The organism is Mycolicibacterium iranicum, from assembly GCF_014190915.1.
Lineage (GTDB): Bacteria > Actinomycetota > Actinomycetes > Mycobacteriales > Mycobacteriaceae > Mycobacterium > Mycobacterium iranicum_B.
Genome location: NZ_JACHVU010000006.1, coordinates 233,698 through 254,070, shown reverse-complemented (window position 1 = coordinate 254,070; position 20,373 = coordinate 233,698). Strand labels below are relative to the sequence as shown.

General features: G+C 69.2%; 15 protein-coding genes. 9 read left to right on the top strand and 6 right to left on the bottom strand.

Translation table 11 applies throughout. The annotated features are described in order from the left end of the window. Nucleotides 1-17: 17 nt before the first annotated feature. Together FHR72_RS15650 and FHR72_RS15645 are read right to left on the bottom strand one after the other, a co-directional pair. Nucleotides 18-869, bottom strand: coding sequence for an aminoglycoside phosphotransferase family protein (locus tag FHR72_RS15650; protein ID WP_183469599.1), 852 nt, complete (start codon nt 867-869; stop codon nt 18-20). Then, entirely contained in the window at nt 856-2,031 is a 1,176-nt protein-coding gene (locus tag FHR72_RS15645; protein WP_183469597.1) for an LLM class flavin-dependent oxidoreductase, read from the bottom strand. Before FHR72_RS15645 ends, FHR72_RS15650 begins: the two co-directional genes overlap by 14 nt. A gap of 195 nt (nt 2,032-2,226) precedes the next feature. Between FHR72_RS15645 and FHR72_RS15640 the strand changes: the two genes are divergently transcribed. After that, the gene (locus tag FHR72_RS15640) at nt 2,227-3,597 is read left to right on the top strand and encodes an APC family permease (RefSeq protein ID WP_183469595.1); all 1,371 of its coding nucleotides are present in this window, start codon (nt 2,227-2,229) and stop codon (nt 3,595-3,597) included. Here FHR72_RS15640 and FHR72_RS15635 read toward each other — a convergent pair. Further along, nucleotides 3,546-5,126 (bottom strand): alpha/beta hydrolase fold domain-containing protein, encoded by a 1,581-nt coding sequence (locus tag FHR72_RS15635; RefSeq protein ID WP_183469593.1) that lies wholly within the window; start codon nt 5,124-5,126, stop codon nt 3,546-3,548. The two genes, FHR72_RS15640 and FHR72_RS15635, sit on opposite strands and share 52 nt — an antisense overlap. 173 nt (nt 5,127-5,299) lie before the next feature. Between FHR72_RS15635 and FHR72_RS15630 the strand changes: the two genes are divergently transcribed. The 4 genes from FHR72_RS15630 to FHR72_RS15615 are packed head-to-tail and all read left to right on the top strand — an operon-like array spanning nt 5,300 to nt 10,825. After that, on the top strand, nt 5,300-5,968 hold the full coding sequence (locus tag FHR72_RS15630) for a PAS and ANTAR domain-containing protein (protein ID WP_183469591.1): 669 nt from the start codon (nt 5,300-5,302) through the stop codon (nt 5,966-5,968). 14 nt (nt 5,969-5,982) lie between these two features. Beyond that, nucleotides 5,983-6,345 carry an STAS domain-containing protein gene (locus FHR72_RS15625; RefSeq protein ID WP_183469589.1) on the top strand — a complete coding sequence of 121 codons (363 nt, stop codon included), beginning with the start codon at nt 5,983-5,985 and terminating at the stop codon, nt 6,343-6,345. Continuing rightward, the gene (locus FHR72_RS15620) at nt 6,342-10,511 is read left to right on the top strand and encodes a SpoIIE family protein phosphatase (protein WP_183469587.1); all 4,170 of its coding nucleotides are present in this window, start codon (nt 6,342-6,344) and stop codon (nt 10,509-10,511) included. Before FHR72_RS15625 ends, FHR72_RS15620 begins: the two co-directional genes overlap by 4 nt. Then, nucleotides 10,511-10,825, top strand: coding sequence for an STAS domain-containing protein (locus FHR72_RS15615; RefSeq protein ID WP_183469585.1), 315 nt, complete (start codon nt 10,511-10,513; stop codon nt 10,823-10,825). Before FHR72_RS15620 ends, FHR72_RS15615 begins: the two co-directional genes overlap by 1 nt. A 4-nt stretch (nt 10,826-10,829) precedes the next feature. On the opposite strand, the gene FHR72_RS15610 is transcribed toward FHR72_RS15615, so the two are convergent. After that, nucleotides 10,830-11,786, bottom strand: coding sequence for a DNA polymerase domain-containing protein (locus FHR72_RS15610; protein ID WP_183469583.1), 957 nt, complete (start codon nt 11,784-11,786; stop codon nt 10,830-10,832). A gap of 102 nt (nt 11,787-11,888) precedes the next feature. Between FHR72_RS15610 and FHR72_RS15605 the strand changes: the two genes are divergently transcribed. From FHR72_RS15605 to FHR72_RS15595, 3 genes are all read left to right on the top strand, one after another. Further along, nucleotides 11,889-13,952 carry a TRAP transporter permease gene (locus tag FHR72_RS15605; RefSeq protein WP_183469581.1) on the top strand — a complete coding sequence of 688 codons (2,064 nt, stop codon included), beginning with the start codon at nt 11,889-11,891 and terminating at the stop codon, nt 13,950-13,952. Continuing rightward, complete coding sequence (locus tag FHR72_RS15600) at nt 13,937-14,947, top strand: TAXI family TRAP transporter solute-binding subunit (RefSeq protein ID WP_183469579.1); 1,011 nt, start codon at nt 13,937-13,939, stop codon at nt 14,945-14,947. Before FHR72_RS15605 ends, FHR72_RS15600 begins: the two co-directional genes overlap by 16 nt. A 147-nt stretch (nt 14,948-15,094) precedes the next feature. Next, nucleotides 15,095-17,941 carry an MMPL/RND family transporter gene (locus FHR72_RS15595; RefSeq protein WP_183469679.1) on the top strand — a complete coding sequence of 949 codons (2,847 nt, stop codon included), beginning with the start codon at nt 15,095-15,097 and terminating at the stop codon, nt 17,939-17,941. Here FHR72_RS15595 and FHR72_RS15590 read toward each other — a convergent pair. After that, nucleotides 17,925-18,623: an HAD family hydrolase gene (locus FHR72_RS15590; protein WP_183469577.1), complete on the bottom strand. Its 699-nt coding sequence runs from the start codon at nt 18,621-18,623 to the stop codon at nt 17,925-17,927. The two genes, FHR72_RS15595 and FHR72_RS15590, sit on opposite strands and share 17 nt — an antisense overlap. Before the next feature lie 8 nt (nt 18,624-18,631). Continuing rightward, complete coding sequence (locus FHR72_RS15585) at nt 18,632-19,051, bottom strand: hypothetical protein (RefSeq protein WP_183469575.1); 420 nt, start codon at nt 19,049-19,051, stop codon at nt 18,632-18,634. Nucleotides 19,052-19,436: 385 nt separating this feature from the next. Here FHR72_RS15585 and FHR72_RS15580 point away from each other — a divergent pair, with 385 nt between their 5' ends. Next, nucleotides 19,437-20,372: a DUF808 domain-containing protein gene (locus tag FHR72_RS15580; RefSeq protein ID WP_183469573.1), complete on the top strand. Its 936-nt coding sequence runs from the start codon at nt 19,437-19,439 to the stop codon at nt 20,370-20,372. Nucleotide 20,373 lies beyond the last annotated feature (1 nt).

Here is a 20,373-nt window from a genome sequence, read left to right as displayed (position 1 = left end):
GTCCTTCCGTCGTGCGGTCAGTCCTGCACAGCTTTGGCGATCGCCGCGTATCTGCTCGACGCCGCAGCATCCGCGACGGCTTCGGTAGCGGCGCCGGCCAGCAGTTCGTGCGTCCACGCGTGCACGACCCGCACCAGGGTCCATGCGCGGGCGAGATCCTCGTCGAGGTCGGCGACGGCGACGAGGGTGTGGAACCGGTGGCGGACACCGTCGCGGATGTTGCCCGTGAGCGCATCCCACCGGTGCCACAGCATCGGTGCGATCTCGTAGTGCCGGTCGCCGTTGACCGGACGCGGAGCCACCGCCAGCCACGGTCGGCGTCCGGCGGTGAAGACCTTGCCGGGGTGCAGGTCGCCGTGCAGCACCACCTCGCCGCTCCGGTCGGCCGTCAGGTCTCGGCTCAGCGCGATGACCTGGGTGACGAGCCGGTGCGGGATCGGCGCGCCGCGGGGCAGCCTCCGCAACACCTCGATCCGGTCTGCGACATCCGCTGTGGCAGAGAGCAATTGAGGCAATGCGGGCACGTGCAGGGTGCGGTAGAGCCCCCCGATGACCTCGCACGCGATCGTGTCGGCGCTCTCGTCCAACCGTGGCGGCCGGAGCCGCTCGAGCAGGAGCGCATGTGCCGGCGGATCCGCCCGCAGCAGTCGCACGGCTCCGTCGCCGCCCCAGCGCCGTAGCACGAGGTGCTCGTGCGGGGATGCGGTCTGCGGCGCGCTCACCTTGAGGACGGCGGCCGTCCCGTCGTCGGTGCGCACGGGTGTGACCAGAGAGTCTGCGCCCTCGTGGGTGGGTCCGTCGACGCGAAGCTGCCACTGTGTCAGATGGTTCCGCAGGACGGTGCCCAGATCGTGGTCACCCTCGATCATCGGGCCTCTGGCTCGGCGCAGCCTGTTGTTCGGCGGCGTGATCGTCGATGGCCTTGCCGATCGCGTGTGCCGCCTGGTCGACGAAGGAGCGCCCACTTCCGGTGACCCAGTCGCGCGAGGCGATCGGTCCGCCGAGTTGGCCGGTGAAGTGCGGGATCACATACTGCGCGAACAGTTCGTAGCTGCGCAGCTTCGCCGCCGGCGGCGCCCAGTCGTGGTCGAACAACAGAAAGGCGCCGAACCCTCCGTTGCTCGCCTCCACCAACTCCTCGATTTTCGCGATCGCGTCGTCCGGCGTGCCGATCACCGCAAAGCCCGTCTCCCGATTGTTGGCGATGATCTCCGCGGGCGTGCCGCCCTGGACCGGCCCGGCGGGCAGGATGTGGGTGAAGTAATCGGAGAACTCCGCGATGCCGTACTCCACGTCCCGCTCGGCCTGCTCACGCGTCTCGGCGAGATGCATCGGCCCCACCAGCCGCCACTTGGACCGGTCGGCGACGTGACCGTTCTGCGCGGCGACCTCTTCCCACGTATTCCAGTGCTGGGCAAGCAGATCCATGCCCTGTCGGGCCGTGGCGGCGATCGAGAGCATGCCGATCCCGTGCCGGCCCGCACCCCGCGGGCCGGTCGGGGAGAACGATGCGGCGACCGCGATGTCGAAGCAGGGTCGGCTGTAGGGCCGCAGCTGCAGGCGCGCGTCCTGCAGGGTGAACCCGTCGGTGTGCATGGTGACCGTCTCCCCGCGCAGCAGGCGGACGATCGCATCGAGGCACTGCTCCATGCGCGGGCGCTGCTCGTCGGCCGGAATGCCCAGCATGTGGGCGTCCGACGTGAGCTGGCCGGGCCCGCAGCCCAGCATGACCCGGCCCCGGGTCAGGTGGTCGAGCAGCACCATGCGATCGGCCAGCATCAGCGGGTTGTGGTAGGGCAACGAGCTGACACCCGTGCCGAGCCTGAGGTGTTTCGTCCGCTCGGCGGCGACGCCGATGAACACCTCGGGGGAGGCGATGATCTCGAAGCCTGCGGAGTGGTGCTCGCCCACCCACGCCTCGTCGAAGCCCAGGTGGTCCATCGCGACGATCAGGTCCAGATCGCGCTCCAGGGCGAGAGTGGGGTTCTGACCGGTGGGGTGGAACGGAGCCATGAAGTTTCCGAAGCGCATCTGGTCATTCTGACCGCCGCCCCCGTGGCGCAGGTGGCTTTCTGTGCGTGACGAACGGGCGCAACCACCGCGCCGCCGAGCGACGGTGCGGGGTCCTCAGCCACCTTTCGATCGTGAAAATGCATCGAATGGCCCAGGTCGGGGTACCTGCTGACACGGCCGTATCGGCCGGCAGGCCGACCAGTAGGGGGAGCGATGGCAACCGACGCAGCAGAAGTGAGGGCAGAGCCGACGAAGCTGGCGCGCCGCATCACGGGCCCGCTGCTGTTCCTCTTCATCCTCGGCGACGTCCTGGGAGCCGGCATCTATGCGCTGATGGGTGAGCTGTCCGGCGAGGTCGGAGGCGTCCTGTGGGCGCCGCTGACCGTCGCCCTGCTGCTGGCGCTCCTCACCGCCGGGTCCTACGCCGAGCTGGTGACGAAGTACCCGCGGGCCGGTGGTGCCGCGGTGTTCGCCGAGCGCGCGTTCGGCCGGCCCGTGATCTCGTTCCTTGTCGGTTTCAGCATGCTCGCCGCGGGCGTCACGAGTGCGGCCGGTCTCGCGTTGGCCTTCTCGGGCGACTACCTCGCCACGTTCGTCGACATCCCGACCACCGTTGCCGCGCTGGCGTTCCTGGCGCTGGTGGCCTGCTTGAACGCGCGGGGCATCAGCGAATCCCTGAAGTCCAATGTGGTGATGACGGCCATCGAGGTCTCCGGACTGATCCTCGTCATCGTCGTCGTCGCCCTGATGGTCGGCCGCGGAGACGGCGACGTCGGCCGGGTCACCGAGTTCCCCGACGGCACGACGCCGGCACTGGCGATCCTGGGCGGCGCCATCCTCGCCTACTACTCGTTCGTCGGTTTCGAGACCTCCGCCAACGTCGTCGAGGAGATCAAGGATCCGAGCCGGGTGTATCCCCGGGCGCTGTTCTCCGCGCTGATCACCGCCGGCGTGGTGTACGCGCTGGTCGGCATCGCCAGCGCCGTCGCACTGCCGCCGGCGGAACTCTCGCAGTCCTCCGGGCCGCTGCTCGACGTGGTCGCCGCGTCCGGGGTGGCGGTGCCGGGGTGGCTGTTCAGCCTGATCGCCCTGATCGCGGTGGCCAACGGCGCGCTGCTGACGATGATCATGTCGAGCAGGTTGACGTTCGGGATGTCGGAACAGGGCCTGCTGCCGGCGCTGTTCGCACGCGTGCTCCCCAACCGCCGGACCCCGTGGGTCGCCATCGTCGCGACGACCGCGGTCGCCATGGTGCTGACGCTCATCGGCGATCTGTCCATGCTCGCCGAAACCGTCGTGCTCCTGCTGCTGTTCGTGTTCCTCTCGGCGAACGTGTCGGTACTGGTGTTGCGGCGCGACCACGTCGACCACGACCACTTCCAGGTCTGGACGTTCGTGCCGGTCCTGGGCATCGGCTCCTGCGTGCTGTTGCTGACACAGCAGAGCGCGAAGGTGTGGCTGCTGGCCGCAGCCCTGCTCGCCGGCGGAGTGGTCCTGTACTTCGTGGCGAGAAGGTTTGGAGGACAGCGGAATCAGACGGAGGCCCGGGTCGACACCACGGACGGCCCCACCAGGTCTGCGTAGACGCCGGCCCGATCCTCGTGGGCGTCGGGCAGGAACGGGAACGTGAACCAGTCGTGGATCAGCCCCGCGCGGAACTGGAACGTCACGTTCGGAATCCCCTCGGCGAGCACGCGGTCGCGCAACCGCACCGTGTCCACCGTCAGCAGGTCCCGCGACGAGCTGTAGACGACGGTCGGCGGCAACCCCTGCAGCGACCCGAACAGTGGGCTCGCCATCGGGTCGGACGTGCCTGCCGCGCCGGCCCACTTCGCGCCCGAGCGAACGAGATTCGGGATGTCGAGCAGGGGATCCCTGACCTCGGCACTGCGTGGATCGCTCATCGAGACGTCCAGCCACGGCGCCAGCAGCACCATCCGCGACGGCGTCGTCGCGTTGCGGCGCACCAGTTCCTGCGTCGCGGCCAGGGCGAGGCCGCCACCGGCGGAGTCGCCGAACAGGCTGACGTTCTGCGCGCCGTGCTCATCGATCACCGCGGTGAGGAAATTCGCCGTGCGGGGCACTTCGGTGGCTGCCGTTCCGCCCTTGGTGACGAGGGTCTGCAGCGGAACGATCACCGTGGCACCGGTGTCGCGGGCCATGTCGGCGTAGGTCCACCAGTGGAAGATGCTGGCGGTGGCGACGTAGGCGCCGCCGTGCAGCGCGACCACGACGTCGTCGGTGGCATTCCTGCGCGGCGTGAGCGACCACACCTTCATGCCCTCGAACTCGGTGCGCGTCACGTCGAGTCCGGCCCTGAAGAAGAACGGCGGGATGCCGTCGGTGAAGAACGGGATCTTGAGGCTGGTGAAGGACAGCAACCCGCCGAACGGTTTGAGCACCACCTTGAGCACGTTCAGTCCCGCCGTGACGAGGTTGTGCACGAAAGACGGCCGGCCCGTATAGACCGGCTCGGTAGCGGGCGGGACCGCCAGCACCGCGATCTCCGAGGCGGGAAGGGTGCCGGCCGTCGTGGGAGCGGTGGATTGTTCGTGGGTGCGGTCGTCGTCCTCGCGGCGGGCGGCCCCGGCTAGCGACCACAGGGCCGGCACGGCGGCGGGCGCGTCCGGGGTAGTGGTCCCGGTGGTCGTGTCGACGATGTCGACCGTGGCCGTATCCCGGCTGTCCGGCGCCTCGGCATGGGCATGCGCATCGGCATCGGCATCGTCGAGGGTCTCGTCGGGGTCCGCCTGCGCGTCGGTCGGATCCTCCGCGAGGTCTGCGTCGCTGACGTCCGACCCGTCCTCCGGCTCGGCATCGTCCCGTGGCTCGCCGGTGCCGCCGGTGTCGCCAGTACCGCCGGTCTCGGCAGGGTCGGCGGGATCCTCCGTGCCGGACGCCGGTGCGGCCGGGGTCGACTCGGAGTCGTTGTCGCGGGCGGGTTTCGGCGCGTCGTCGGTCTGCGACGAGTCCGACGGACTCTCTGCGGACGTTCCCTCGTCGGCCGCCCAGGCCGGACCTGCCGCACCGAGGGCGATCACCGCCCCCACACCGAGCGCGGCGGTGAACCCACCCACGCGGCCGGCCTTGCCCCGAACACGATCCACGGTCATCGACGCCTCCCCGTTCCCGACTCTCCGGCGATTCACGGTAGCCGCTCGGCTACCGGCGAACAATGGAGGCGCGGGACGGAATTCGGCGGCCACGACGGCTCGGGGCAGCCACGTCACGCCCCCACCCTGGCTGAACAGGTTTGCCGCGCGCGCTGAAGTGGAATAATGCGGCAATGCCGCATACTGACCGGGCGTCCGCACCCGAGTTGGATGACTTCCTCCGGTCCAGTGGCGATCTCCGCGTCGGCAGCTTCCGATTCTGGTTCGTCGGTCAGCGCTGGGAGTGGTCGGACGAAGTGGCCCTGATGCACGGTTACGAACCCGGCACCGTCACTCCGAGCACCGAGCTGTTGCTCGCGCACAAACATCCCGAGGACCGACGGCACGTACAGGAACTTCTCGATCAGGCGCTGCACACCGGCGGGGCGTTCTCCAGCAGGCACCGGTTCATCGACACCCGCAACCAGGAGCACACTGTGCTCGTGCTGGCCGACCGGATGTTCGATGACCTCGGGGCCGTGGTCGGGACCGAGGGCTACTACGTCGAGCTCACCGACACGTTGAATCAGGCCCGGCGGGACGCCCTGAACAGTTCGCTACCGGACCTGTTCGCCGCGCGTGCAGAGATCGAGCAGGCCAAGGGAGCGTTGATGCTGGTGTACGGGGTCGATGCGGACCAGGCCTTCGAACTTCTGCAGTGGCGCTCCCAGCAGACCAACACGAAACTCCGGGTCCTGGCATCCCGGATCGTCGCGGAGTTCCCCGCGCTGGTGTTCCAGCAGGACGAGCTGCGCAGGCAGTTCGACCATCTCCTCCTCACCGCTCATCAGCGCGTCCGGTGACGGTGCGAGAAGTCGTGACACATCTGGACGTCGCTCAGGAGATGCGGCCCGGCGCGATCGTCCTGTGTGCTGACGGCGAAGTCGACACCGGCACAGTCGAAATCCTCGCGGCCGCGCTGGAGGGCGCCCTCGCCGCGGCCGCAACACGATCCGCAGTTCTCGTCGTCGATCTCGACGCGGTCTCCTACTTCGGCAGCGCCGGGCTCAACGCGTTGCTCGACGGCGCCGAGAGGGCAGACGTGCGGGGGGTCGCGCTGCGGGTGGTGGCCACCAACTCCGAGGTGACCCGGCCCATCGAGGTCACCCGCCTGCAGGAGATCCTGCGGCCGTACCCGAGCCTGGACGAGGCGATGGCCGCGACGGGCGGCGCGCAGTGACCGGCACCGGAGTCGACGGTTCCACCCCGTCCGGCGTCTTCGCCGACGGAAGCGACGTCGGAAGGGATCACGCCCGGGTGGATTGGGCCGCCACGCCGCTGGGCCCGCCCGACCAGTGGCCGCAGAGCCTGCTGACCGCGACCAGCATCCTGCTGTCCTCGCGATTCCCGATGTGGATGGCCTGGGGCCCGGAGCTGACGTTCTTCTGCAACGACGCCTACCGCCGCGACACGCTCGGCCGCAAATACCCGTGGGCACTGGGCCGCCCGGCGCGCGAAGTGTGGGCCGAGATCTGGGGCGACATCGGGCCGCGCATCGAACGAGTCCTGTCCACCGGCGAAGCGACGTGGGACACGGCGCTGCTGCTCTTCCTGCGCCGCTCCGGCTACACCGAGGAGTCCTACCACACGTTCTCCTACAGCCCGCTGCGCGACGACGACGGAACAGTCGTGGGCATGCTGTGCGTCGTCAGCGAGGACACCCAACAGGTCATCGCCGAACGCCGGATGGCCACGCTGCGCGACCTCGGTTCCGACCCCAGCCTGGTGCGCACCGAAGAAGAGATCCTCGGCTTCGCCGATCAACAGCTGTCGCAGAACCTGCGCGACCTGCCCTTCACGCTCACCTATCTGTTCGCCGACGACGGTTCGGCGCGCCTGGCGGGTCGCAGCGGTATCCCCTCGGGTCACCCGGCGGCGCCCGAGACGTTGACGGGCACCGCGGGGGAGCCGTGGCCGTTGGCGGAGCCGACCCGCGGCGATTCCGTCGTGGTCACGATCGATCACGACGCGTATCCGTCGCTGCCGACCGGTGAGTGGCCCGATCCGCCGGAGCAGGCGCTGATCGTCCCACTGCTGCAGCAGGGCGGCTCGCCCAGCGGCTTCCTGGTGGGCGGGCTCAACCGCTACCGCCCACTCGACGAGGCCTACCGGGGTTTCGTCACGCTCGTCGCCGGACACATCGCGGCCGGCATCGGCCTGTCACGCAGCTACCGCACCCAGCAGAAGCGCGCCGAGGAACTGGCCGAACTGGACCGCGCCAAGACCACGTTCTTCTCCAACATCAGCCACGAGTTCCGCACACCGCTGACGCTCATCCTGGATCCGGTCGCCGAACTGCGGCGCTCCGAGAGCATCGGAGAGGATGCCCGCCAGGAGCTCGATGTGGTGTGGCGCAACGGATTACGGCTCACCAAGCTGGTGAACACGCTCCTGGACTTCTCCCGCATCGAGGCGGGGCGCACGCAGGCCCGCTACGAACCGGTCGATCTCGGCAGCCTCACCGCCGAACTGGCCAGTGTGTTCCGCTCGGCGATCGAACGCGCCGGCCTGACGCTCACCGTGGACTGCCCGCAGATGGACGACTCGGTGTACGTCGACCGCGACATGTGGGAGAAGATCGTCTTCAACCTCTTGTCGAACGCGCTCAAATTCACCTTCACGGGCGGCATCTCGGTCACCGCCCGCCGAGACGGCCACGACGCGGTGGTGACGGTCGCCGACACCGGGACCGGCGTGCCGGCCGACGAGATGCCCAGGCTCTTCGAGCGGTTCCACCGGATCGAGAACGCCAGGGCCCGCTCCAACGAGGGCAGCGGGATCGGCCTGGCGCTCGTCAAGGAGTTGATCGGCCTGCACGGCGGCACGATCTCCGCCGACAGTGCCGAGGGTCGGGGCACCACCTTCACGATCCGGCTCCCGTTCGGCACGGCACACCTGCCGGACGACGCCGTCGCGCCGGTCCTCAACGGGCGCAGGGCCGTCGTAGGCGCGGACGCCTACGTCGAAGAGGCGCTGCGCTGGATCCCCGCCGATATCACCGACATCGAGGCTCAGACCGCCGTCGCCGCAACGCTTTCGGAGAGGAGCGCGGGGGGCGCCGAGACGCCCGCGCGGGTGCTGATCGCCGACGACAACGCCGACATGCGGGAGTACCTGACGCGGCTGCTGCGTTCCGACGGCTACCAGGTCGACGCCGTCGTCGACGGGCAGCAGGCGCTGGAGGCCGTCCGGGCAAGTGCCCCGGACATCGTGATCAGCGATGTGATGATGCCCAGGCTCGACGGGCTGGGCCTCGTCGCGGAACTGCGCGCCGACCGCCGGACCGCCGCGGTCCCGGTGCTGCTGCTGTCGGCGCGGGCAGGCCAGGAGGCGTCGATCAGCGGTCTGCGCGCCGGCGCCGACGACTATCTGGTCAAGCCGTTCGCCGCGGCCGAGCTTCTGGCCCGGGTGCGCGCGAATGTCGAACTCGCCCGTCTGCGCAATCACCACGCGCGGTGGCGCACCGCGCTGGTCGACTCACTGCAGGAAGCCTTCTTCGTCTGCGACGAGGACGGCGCGGTGGTCGAGATCAACCCGGCGTTCACCGAGATCCTGGGATTCGGCACCGCCGGGCTGCCCTATCGGCCCACCTATCCGTGGTGGCCGTCCGCGGAGAGCGACCCGGACGCCCACCGCCGGGTAGCCGAGGCGTTCGGCAGCCTGATCGACCAGCCGCACGGCACCATCACCGCGGTACCGGTCAACCACCGCGACGGGCACCGCGTGTGGGTCACCGCCACGTTCACCCATGCCGAGGATCCCGAGACGGGCCGTGACGTCATCGTGGGCACGTTGCGCGACGTCACCGCCGAGCGGTACATCGTGCAGCGTGAGTCCGCGCTGGCCTCGCTGAGCGAGGCGCTCGTGCAGGCCGACACCCTCGACGACGCGGTGCTCGCCGCCGCGGAGGCGTTCTCGGCCGTGTGGCAGGCCCGGCGGGTCGTCGCGGCCACATGGCACGGCCACACCGATGCCGAGGCCGACCCCTCGGGTCCCGACCTGATCTGCGTCGGCGATCCTGCCCGCTGGACGGGGCTGGCCCAGGACGTGCGGGACGCGATCGTGGCGGTGCGGGACGACGATCTGCTGGATCCGCACACGTCGGTCGCCGGGTCGGCCGGCATCGCCCTGCGCCATCCGCTCGGGGTCCTGGTCATCCATCTCGAGCTCTTCGAGCAGCGGCACTTCACCGCCGACGACCGCACGTTGCTCACGATGCTGGCAGGCCGGCTCGGGCAGGGCCTGCAGCGCGTCCACCAGATCGATCAGCAGCGCGAGACCGCGCTCGCCCTGCAGCACGCGATCCTCGGCCCGTCGCTGTCGAGCGGTTTCGCCGTCCGGTATCAGCCGGCCACCCGGCCGCTGCAGGTCGGCGGCGACTGGTACGACGTCGTCGACCTCGACGACGGCCGGATCGGATTGATCGTGGGCGACTGCGTCGGGCACGGGCTGGCCGCTGCCACGGTGATGGGGCAGTTGCGCAGCGCCTGTCGTGCGCTGCTGCTGGAGCATCCCAGTCCTGCCGCTGCTCTCTCCGCGCTGGACAGGTTCGCCGCCCGGCTTCCCGGCGCCCGCTGCACCACGGCGTTCTGCGCGGTCCTCAACCCCGAGACCGGCGAGGTCGTCTACTCGTGCGCGGGCCACCCGCCGCCGATCCTGGTCATGGCCGACCGGAGCACGCACCTTCTGGAGGGCGCCCGGACCACACCGCTGGGCCTGCGCAACGCTCCGCACCGCACCGAGGCCACCGAGACGATGCCGCCGCGCGCGACGCTGCTGCTGTACACCGACGGCCTGGTGGAACGCCGCCGCGAATCGATCGACGACGGCATCGCCAGGGCCACGGATGTCGTCCAGGACAATCGCTCCACCGAACTCGACGAACTCGCGAACGTGATCATGGCGAGGCTCGCGCCGACGGATGGGTATCACGACGATGTGGCACTTCTCCTGTACCGGCAGCCCGCGCCGCTGGACCTCGACATGGCCGCCGATGTCGGCGAGCTCGCGGCCAGCCGGACCGCGCTGCGCGGCTGGCTGGACAGCGGCGGGGTGTCGGCCGATCAAGCCCTCGACGTACTCATCGCCGTCGGGGAAGCGCTCGCGAACGCGATCGAGCACGGCCACCGCGACCACCCCGACGGGCGGGTCCGTCTGCAGGCGATCATGCTGCCCGACCGCCTGCAGGTGACCATCGTCGACACCGGCAAATGGAAGACTCCGGCCGAGATACCGTCGGTGCATCGCGGACGTGGTATCGCGCTCATGCGAGCCTTGATGCACGATGTCACCATCGAATCGCACTCCACCGGCACCACCGTGCACATGAACACGAGGATCGCTTGATGGCCACCCCGCTGCGGCTGCGCACCGACCGTCGCGACGACGGCGTGCTCGTGCTGGTTGCTGTCGGCGAGCTCGATCTGAGCAACATCTCGACCTTCGCCGACGCCCTCTCGACGGCGACCGAGGTCGGCGCGGACGGCTCGCCCCTGCACGTCGACCTCAGCGAGGTCGAGTACCTGGACAGCGGCGCCATCAACGTGCTGTTCGACCACGCCGAGTCGATCGCCCTCGTGGTCAATCCGGTGCTGCTGCCGGTGCTCAAGGTCAGCGGGCTGACCGAGGTCACCACCGTGACACCCGCGACCGGTTCCTGAGCCGTCAGCCGCCGTCGCGGCGGGCCTTCGCGCGCCTCTTGCCTTCGTGCATCGCCGCCACCCGCGCCACCGGGATGGTCCGGCCCTGCCCGATGAGATCGAGCGGTAACCGCTGGGCCGTCGGCATGGCCTCAGCCCAGGGGTCGCGGCCGTCCAACAGCGCGACGGCGGTGTGGACGGTGAAGTCTGACGGCTGCACGCGATCGAGGTCCGACCACGCCACCGGGAACGACACCGGCGTGCCGGCCCGCAGCCGGGGGCTGTAGGCCGCGGCGACAGTGGCGCCCCCGGCCCGCGTGGCGTCGACGAACACCTTCCCGGCCCGGTCCTCGACGATGAAGGCCGTCGTGGCCAGCGACGGGTCGAGTGCCTCGGCCCGCGCCGCGAGCGCCCGGGTGGCGGCAGCGACATCGTCGACGGCCGCGCTGTCGTCGATCGGGACGAAGATGTGGACGCCCCGGGAGCCGCTGGTCTTCACCGCCCCGGACAGCCCGCAATCGGCGAGAGCCTGCCGCACGAGGTGGGCCACGGCGACGACGGCGGCGAAGTCGTCGCCCGTCGGGGGATCGAGATCGAGGATCAGATGCGTGGGTCGGTAGATGTCCTCGGCCGGCCCCAGGGCGGGGTGGTACTCGATCGCGCGCTGGTTGGCCAGCCACAGCAGGGTGCGCCGGTCGTCGCAGAGGGCGTAGTGGATCTCCCGCTTGGACGCCTCAGCCCAGATCGCCACCGTTCGCACCCATTCCGGGGTGTGCTTCGGCACGTTCTTCTGCATGAACGGCGCCCGGCCCCGCAGCGCCCGCAGCACGGTGAGCGGCCGACCCGCCAGGACGGGGAGCATGCGGTCGGCGACGGCATCGAGATAGTCGACCAGGTCGCGTTTGGTGGCCGCGGCATCACCGGTGAGCTGCTCGTCGAGGTTGGTCAGGTCCACGCCTGCACGCTGCTCCACGGTGCCCATCACCCCAGGGTAGGCGCGTCGGTTCGATGACAAGCGTGGCGCGCCAATGGAAGTCGGTATTCCGCCGCGGCCCGGGCCTGCGGCGCTTACCGTTTGGTGCCAATGGACCGGAGCTCAACGCAGGAGCCCGGCGACTCCCCGACGGTGGTCGCCACGGCGTCACCCACCGCGCCCGTGACCGCGGCAGCCGCCGCACCCCAGGTCGACGATCAGGAGAAACCCGGTCGTGAGCTGCGGGGCGGGACACTGCGCCTGGTCGCCTGCGTCGCCTTCGCCGTCGCGCTGCTGACCGTCTGGCAGGTCTTTCGACCGCTGCCGCAGGGCAGCCAGTTCTACCTCATCGTCTTCCTGGCGGGCTCCCTTCCGCTGGTGTACCTGGTCTACCGCTCGGGCTGGAAACGGCTGGACCCCGAGGATCGGCCCGGGATCGTCGACTGGGTGCTGGCCGCCGTCACGCTGGTGGTGTGTCTGTATCCCGTCCTGCCGGTGAGCCTGGGCGCCGGCGGCGGCGGATACAACGCGTTCCTCGACCGGCAGGGCACGCTCGAACCGATCGACGTCGTGATGGGCGCGCTGCTGCTCGTGCTGATCCTGGAGGCCTGTCGACGGACCACGGGTTGGGCGTTGCCCGTGGTGTGCGCGGCATTCCTGGCCTACGGCTACTACGGCGGTCTGCTTCCCCAGGGGTGGGCCATCGCGCACGCGGGGCTGGACTTCGACCAGATCGTCGACGCGCTCTACAACTCGGGCAGCGGCTTCTTCGGCACTCCGCTCGATGTTGCCGCCACCTACATCGTGCTCTTCACGATCTACGGTGCAGTTCTCGAAATGTCAGGCGGTGCACGGTTTTTCGTCGACCTGTCGGTGGCGGCGTTCCGGCGCTCGCGCAGCGCGGCGGGCCGCACCGCGGTGGCGTCGGGCTTCCTGCTGGGGACGGTGTCGGGGTCGGGCACCGCGACCGCCGTCAGCGTCGGGGCGGTGACCTGGCCGATCATGCGGCGGGCCGGCTACACGCCCGAACGCGCAGGCGGTGTACTCGCCGCGGCGGGGGTCGGGGCGTTGCTGTCTCCGCCGACGCTCGGCGCGGCGGCCTTCATCGTCGCCGAGTATCTCGAGGTGTCGTATCTGACGGTGCTGGGCTGGGCCATGATCCCGACCGTTCTCTACTACCTCGGGATCCTGCTGGCGGTCGAGATCGACGCCCGTCGCTTCGGGATGGCGGCGACGCACCTGGACACGCCGTCGGCATGGAAGCTGCTGGGCAGGTTCGGCTATCACTTCTCCTCGCTGATCGCCATCGTGGTGCTGTTGGCGCTGGGGATGTCGGCCACCAGGACGGTGGTATACGCGACGGCCCTGGCATTCGTGTTGTCGTTCCTGGACCGGCGCTTCCGGTTGACGCCCCGTCGGCTCTTCGATGCACTCAGCGCCGGAGTGCGCGGCGTGCTGCCGGTGGTCGCGGTGTGCGCCGCAGCCGGTGTCATCACCGCGATGACGACCAAAACCGGCCTCGGCGCCCAGTTTTCGTCGGTTCTCGTCGGCGGGGTGGATGCCCTGACCGACAACCGCACGCTGATGCTGGCGCTGACCGCGGTCTTCGCCGCCGTGGCGCTGGCGCTGCTCGGGCTCGCGATCCCGGTGACGGCGTCGTTCGTGATCGGGTGGGTCATCATCGGTCCGGCGCTGCTGGCCCTGGACGTGCCCGCCCCGGCCGCGGCGATGTTCGTCTTCTACTACTCGGTGCTCTCCGAGGTGACACCCCCCACCGCGCTGGCGGCCGTCGGGGCGTCGGCGGTCACGGGTGGACGTGCCATCCCCACGATGTGGCAGGCGCTGCGGTACGCGGCCCCGGCGTTCCTGGTGCCGATCGCGTTCGTGCTGACCGGGCCGGGGGAGTACCTCCTGGCCCGCGGACCCCTGCTCGGCGTCGCATGGGCGTCGGCGGTGGCCTGTGTCGGGATCGTCGCGCTCTCGTCTGCTGCCGGCGGGTGGATGCTCGGCATCGGCGCGATGGGCCGGATCCCGCGGACGCTCACCGCGATTGCGGCCCTGCTCCTGCTTTTTCTCGACCCCGTCACGATCGTGGCGGGGCTGGCGTGCCTGCTCTGTGCAGTCGCGCTGACCATCATCACCGACAGGAGGAGACGGCTATGCGACGTGCAGTGACGGTGGTGGCGGCGCTGGTGTTGACCGGCGCCGCGGCGAGCGGATGCGGCGGGAGGCAGGACGCCCCGACCGCGGACTCGGGCGGCGAGATCACCTGTGAGGTCGGCGCCGACACCAGGGTGAGCATCGCGACCGGGAACTCGACAGGGGTGTACTTCTCGCTCGGAAACGCCTATGCCGAACAAGTCTCGGCCGCCACCGACGGGACGGTCAAGGCGACCGCCGCGGAGACGGGTGCCTCGGTGCAGAACATCGAGCAGCTGGTCGGCGGCAGCTACCAGGTGGCGTTCTCGCTGGCCGACACCGCGTCCGACGCGATCGAGGGCAAGGGCAGTTTCGACGGCGAGGAGCAGCCCATCCAGGCGATCTCGCGCATCTACCCCAACTACACGCAGGTGATTGCGCGCGCCGACAGCGGCATCACCTCGATCGCCGACATGCGGGGCAAGCGCGTCTCCACCGGATCGCCGGGCTCGGGGACCGAGGTGATCGCGAACCGGTTGCTGGAGTCGGCGGGGCTCAACCCCCAGAGCGACGTCGCCGCCCAGCGGCTCGACCTCACCAAGACCGTGGACGGTATGAAAGACGGCTCCATCGATGCGCTGTTCTGGTCGGGCGGGCTGCCGACACCGGGCATCACCGACCTGTTCACCTCGGCCCGCGGCGACGTGGTGTTCGTCGACATCACGCCTCAACTCGGTGCGATGGCCGAGATCAGCCCCGCCTACGAGGAAGGCCTGATCCCCGCCGCGACCTATCAGCTGCCCTCCGATGTCGCCACGATCGTCGTTCCGAACGTGCTGCTGGTGCGCGACGACGTCGACGCGAACCTGGCGTGCGTGTTGACCAGGACGCTGTTCGAGAAGCAGCCCGAACTCGCCCAGGTCGTGGGCGCGGCGAAGGGCATCACGCTGGAGAACGCCCGCGACACCGACCCGGTGCCGTTGAACCGCGGTGCCGAATACGCCCTCGACGAGCTCGGTGCGCCGAAGTAAAGCGCTGGTCAAGCTGTGAATCAGCTGTCAACGCCCGATTGACAGGCAATGGTTTGACGCACTACATGTATGACACGCGACACAGTTTGTGTCACGCGCGCGGCTTCGGTGTGGGCCGAGGGGTAGGTCTGAGCGGGGGCGGTGGAAGTGGCAGGTGCCGGGCGGTCCGGGATCGGCGGGGTCATCCGTGCCCTGGCGGTGCCGATCATCCTGGGCTGGATCCTGCTCACCGTTGTCACCAACGTCGCGGTTCCGCCGCTGGAGAAGGTCGGTGAGGAACACACCGTCGGGCTGAGCGCCAACGACGCCCCGTCGATGGTGTCCATGAGGCGCATCGGCGCCGACTTCGACGAGTTCGATTCCGACAGCACCGCGATGATCGTGCTGGAGGGTGAACAGCCCCTCGGCGACGCCGCGCACCGCTACTACGACGAACTGGTCGACAAACTCGAGGCCGACACCGAGCACGTCCAGCACGTCGCCGACTTCTGGGGAGACCCGCTCACCGCATCGGGCGCCCAGAGCACCGACGGCCTCGCGGCCTACGTGCAGGTGTACCTGCACGGGAACCAGGGGGAGCCGAAGGCCAACGAAGCCGTGCTGGCGGTGCGTGAACTCATCGCCGAAACGGCGGCACCGCCGGGCATCGAGGTCTATGTCACCGGAGGCGCGCCACTGGTGGCCGATCAGCACAACGCCGGCGACAAGAGCATCTTCATGGTCACGATGATCACGATCGGCGTCATCGCGGTGATGCTGCTGATCGTCTTCCGCTCCGTGGCCACGATGCTGCTCACCCTGTTCATGGTCTTCGCCGAGTTGGGCGCGGCCCGCGGCATCGTCGCGTTCCTGGCCGACGCCGAGATCATCGGCCTGTCCACCTTCGCGACGAGCCTGCTGACTCTGATGGTCATCGCCGCGGGCACCGATTACGCGATCTTCGCGATCGGCCGCTATCAGGAATCGCGGGGCGCGGGCGACGACCGGGAAACTGCCTACCACACGATGTTCCGCGGCACCGCGCACGTGATCCTGGGCTCGGGCCTGACCATCGCGGGCGCGATGCTGTGCCTGAGCTTCACCCGGCTTCCGTATTTCCAGACGATGGGCGTGCCCTGCGCGGTCGGCACGTTCGTCGCGGTCCTCGCGGCGCTGACGCTCGGCCCCGCGGTCATCGCCGTCGGCAGCCGCTTCGAGTTGTTCGACCCGAAGCGCGAGATCAGCTCCCGCGGGTGGCGGCGGATCGGCGTGTCCGTGGTGCGCTGGCCCGGTCCGGTGCTGGCCGCCACGCTGGCGCTGGCCCTGGTCGGCCTGGTCACGCTCCCGGGGTACAAGACCAACTACGACGCGCGCGACTACCTGCCCGCCGAGGTTCCCGCCAACGTCGGATATGCGGTTGCCGACCAGCATTTCGGCTCCGCGCGGATGAACCCCGAGCTGCTGATGATCGAGAGCGACCACGACCTGCGCAACCCGGCGGACTTCCTCGTCATCGACAAGATCGCCAAGGCCGTCTTCCGGGTGCCCGGTGTCGCCCGCGTGCAGACGATCACCCGTCCCGACGGCAAACCGATCAAGCACACCACCATTCCGTTCCAGATGAGCATGCAGGGCACCACACAGCGTCTCAACGAGAAGTACATGCAGGACCGGATGGCCGACATGCTCGTCCAGGCCGACGCGATGCAGACCAACATCGACACCATGACCAGGATGTCGAGCCTCATGCAGCAGATGTCCGACGTCACCCACCAGATGGTGGCCAAGACCAGGGACATGACGATCGACATCGCCGAATTACGCGATCACATCGCCGATTTCGACGACTTCTTCCGACCGATCCGCAACTACTTCTACTGGGAACCGCACTGCTACGACATCCCGGTCTGCTGGACGATCAGGTCGGTGTTCGACACGCTCGACGGCATCAACCCGCTGACCGACGACATCCAGGAGCTGGTGCCCGAACTCGAGCGGCTCGACGAGCTGATGCCGCAGTTGATCGCGCTGCTGCCCTCGCAGATTCAGACGATGCGCGACATGCAGACGATGATGTTGACGCAGTACCAGAGCCAGAAGGGCCAGCAGGATCAGAGCGCGGCGATGTCGGAGGACGCCGACGCCATGGGCGAGGCGTTCGACGACTCCCGCAACGACGATTCGTTCTATCTGCCCCCCGAGGCCTTCGACAACGACGACTTCAAGCGGGGCATGGAGAACTTCATCTCCCCGGACGGCAAGTCGGTGCGCTTCATCATCAGCCACGAGGGGGATCCGGCCACCGTCGAGGGCATCTCGCATGTGCTGCCGATCAAGACTGCGGCCAAGGAGGCGATCAAGGGGACCCCGCTGGAGGGCTCGACGGTGTACCTCGCCGGCACCGCGGCCACCTACAAGGACATGCGCGACGGTGCGTTCTACGACCTGCTGATCGCCGGAATCGCCGCGGTCACACTGATTTTCGTGATCATGTTGATCATCACCCGTAGCGTGGTCGCCGCCGCGGTGATCGTCGGCACCGTATTGCTCTCGCTGGGAGCATCTTTCGGTCTGTCGGTATTGCTCTGGCAGCACATCCTGGGCCTGGAACTGCACTGGATGGTCCTGCCGATGTCGGTGATCCTGCTGCTCGCCGTCGGTTCGGACTACAACCTGCTGCTGGTGTCGCGGTTCAAGGAGGAACTGGCCGGAGGCCTCAAGACCGGCATCATCCGTGCGATGGCGGGCACGGGGTCGGTCGTCACCTCCGCAGGCCTGGTCTTCGCCGCGACGATGGCGACCTTCGCATTCAGCGATCTGACCGTGATGGCCCAGGTGGGTACCACCATCGCCCTCGGGCTGCTGTTCGACACGCTGATCGTGCGGTCGTTCATGACACCGGCGGTTGCGGCCTTGCTGGGCCGGTGGTTCTGGTGGCCGCAGAAGATCCGGAGCGCCGCATCGCAGCGGCGCCTTGCCAGGATCCGACCCGAGATCGCTACCGCGGGGCGCTGACCCGCGCCGCGAGATCACCGATCTGCGTGGAGTCCAGTTTCGTCAGCAGGTCGCGGGCATTCTCGAACACGTCGGACGCGCCGGCCTCCCGCAGTTCGGAACGCGAGACGCCCCCGCTGAGCAGACCGATGGAGGGGACTCCTGCGCGGTTGGCCGCCTCGCAGTCCCAGATCGCGTCGCCCACGAAGACGGCATCCTCCGCGCTGACCCCCGCGCGGTCGAGTGCGATCTCGACGATGTCGGGCTTGGGTTTGGCCGTGTCGACATCCTCGGAGGACGTCACCGCCGCCACCACGTCGTCGCAGTCGAGCACCTCGCGCAGCATGGCCAGCTCGTCTTCGGGCGCGGAAGTGGCCAACACCACCTGCAGGCCCTTGTCGGCCACCCCGCGCAGCAGTTCGCGTGCACCGGGCAGCGGGGCGAGCAGGCCGGACGTCTCTTTGTAGAACCGGCTGTGGGCATCTTTGAGCCGGTCCAGGACATCCTCGGCGGCATCGCCGGCGAAGGTCTGCATCAGCGTGGAGCCGTCCATGCCGATGCAGCGGTGGACCCGCCAGCTCTCGACCGGTATCCCTTCGGCGTCGAACGCCCGCAGCCACGCGGCGACGTGCAGGTAGTTGGAGTCGACGAGCGTGCCGTCGATGTCGAAGAGAACGGCAGGCGTGCGTGTGTCAGTACTCACGGGGCGGTTCAGGGCACCGGGATGTTGATCGTCGGGCCGCCGGGAATGGAGCCACCGCCGCCGCCGGGTCCGCCGGTGATCGTGGGGCCGCCGGGGATGGCGCCGCCGCCGCCTTCGGGTCCGCCGCCACCGGTGGGCCCACCCGGAATGGAGCCGCCGCCACCCTCGGGTCCGCCGCCGCCGGTCGGGCCACCGGGGATCGAGCCCCCGCCGCCGGGCGCCGTGGTCTCCGCCGGCGCGGGCGCAGACGTCGTCACCGGGGCCGTCGGCGTGGACGGCGTCGTCATCGTGGTGCTCGTCTCCGTCGAGGTCGTGGTGGTCGATGTCGTCGACTCGTCTCCACTGTCGCTACCGCCGCATCCGACGGCGAGCGCCAACACCGCGGCGCCTCCGGAGGCGAGCAGCGTTCGTGACAAACGAGAATTCATGGGTCCACCTTGCTGTCGAGGAATCCACCGGAGGTACCCCGGTGGCCGTATCCCAAACGCTCAGCCGACCGCGTCCGCGCTGCGGCCTGCCCCGTGTGACGCACCGGCGATCAAGGGGTCAGGTCCGTCGCGCACAAGTGGTGGCGGGTCCGGCGGGCGCGCTCTCCGCGGGTGCGCGTCCGTGGCACCTGTGTGCTGCCAACGTGTTTCGAGCGTGTTTCGCGGTCGGGCGGAACGACTCGCCGCCGGAGACGCCAGTGAGCATGCTCGCCACCGGCGCGGCTGGGCATCTGGCCGGCGGATCGTCCGCGTTGGGCCTGGCGTGCGGCCGGGTCCTGTTGGGTAACCTTCCAGCCATGACCGCCCAAGCGATCGGGATGGCTCCATGAGTGGGGGCCTGTTTGCGCTGCTCGACGACGTCGCCGCGCTGGCCCGCCTCGCGGCCGCGTCCGTCGACGATATCGGTGCCGCCGCGGGACGGGCGACCGCCAAGGCCGCCGGCGTGGTCATCGACGACACCGCGGTCACCCCGCAATATGTGCACGGCATCGCCGCTGAGCGCGAGTTGCCGATCATCAGACGCATCGCGCTGGGCTCGCTGCGGAACAAGATCGTCTTCATCCTGCCGGCCGCGCTGCTGCTCAGCCAGTTCGTTCCCTGGCTTTTGACACCCATCCTGATGCTGGGCGCCACCTATCTGTGCTTCGAGGGCGCCGAGAAGGTGTGGGGCATGATCCGCGGCCACGACAAGCACGGCGCCCCGGTGGCCGCGTCCAGTCAGGACGCCGAGAAGTTCATGGTCACGGGCGCGATCCGGACCGACTTCATCCTGTCGGCCGAGATCATGGTGATCGCTCTCAACGAGGTCGCCGACCAGTCCTTCTGGCCGCGGTTGGTCATCCTGCTCGTCGTCGCGGTGGTGATCACGGTCGCGGTGTACGGCGTCGTGGCCGGAATCGTCAAGATGGACGACCTCGGTCTGAAGCTCACCCAGAAATCGTCGGGCTTCGCCAAGAAGCTGGGCCGGGGTCTGGTTGCGGGCATGCCCAAACTGCTGTCGGCGCTGTCGGTCATCGGCACCGCGGCGATGCTCTGGGTTGGCGGCCACATCCTGCTCGTCGGGAGCGATGAGCTCGGCTGGCACGGCCCGTACTCGCTGGTCCACCACGCCGAAGAGGCTGTCCACCACGTCGCGGGCGTGGGCGGTGTGCTGGGCTGGCTGGTCAACACCGCCGCGTCGGCGGTCATCGGTCTGGTGATCGGGGCCCTGGTGGTCGCCGTCGTGCACGTCCTGCCGTTCGGCCGCAAGGACAAGCACTGAC

Excerpts from the sequence above, each read along its gene's own strand:
- FHR72_RS15650 (WP_183469599.1), bottom strand. The coding sequence starts at position 869 with ATGATCGAGGGTGACCACGATCTGGGCACCGTCCTGCGGAACCATCTG.
- FHR72_RS15645 (WP_183469597.1), bottom strand. The coding sequence starts at position 2,031 with ATGCGCTTCGGAAACTTCATGGCTCCGTTCCACCCCACCGGTCAGAAC.
- FHR72_RS15640 (WP_183469595.1), top strand. The coding sequence starts at position 2,227 with ATGGCAACCGACGCAGCAGAAGTGAGGGCAGAGCCGACGAAGCTGGCG.
- FHR72_RS15635 (WP_183469593.1), bottom strand. The coding sequence starts at position 5,126 with ATGACCGTGGATCGTGTTCGGGGCAAGGCCGGCCGCGTGGGTGGGTTC.
- FHR72_RS15630 (WP_183469591.1), top strand. The coding sequence starts at position 5,300 with ATGCCGCATACTGACCGGGCGTCCGCACCCGAGTTGGATGACTTCCTC.
- FHR72_RS15615 (WP_183469585.1), top strand. The coding sequence starts at position 10,511 with ATGGCCACCCCGCTGCGGCTGCGCACCGACCGTCGCGACGACGGCGTG.
- FHR72_RS15610 (WP_183469583.1), bottom strand. The coding sequence starts at position 11,786 with ATGGGCACCGTGGAGCAGCGTGCAGGCGTGGACCTGACCAACCTCGAC.
- FHR72_RS15605 (WP_183469581.1), top strand. The coding sequence starts at position 11,889 with ATGGACCGGAGCTCAACGCAGGAGCCCGGCGACTCCCCGACGGTGGTC.
- FHR72_RS15600 (WP_183469579.1), top strand. The coding sequence starts at position 13,937 with ATGCGACGTGCAGTGACGGTGGTGGCGGCGCTGGTGTTGACCGGCGCC.
- FHR72_RS15585 (WP_183469575.1), bottom strand. The coding sequence starts at position 19,051 with ATGAATTCTCGTTTGTCACGAACGCTGCTCGCCTCCGGAGGCGCCGCG.
- FHR72_RS15580 (WP_183469573.1), top strand. The coding sequence starts at position 19,437 with ATGAGTGGGGGCCTGTTTGCGCTGCTCGACGACGTCGCCGCGCTGGCC.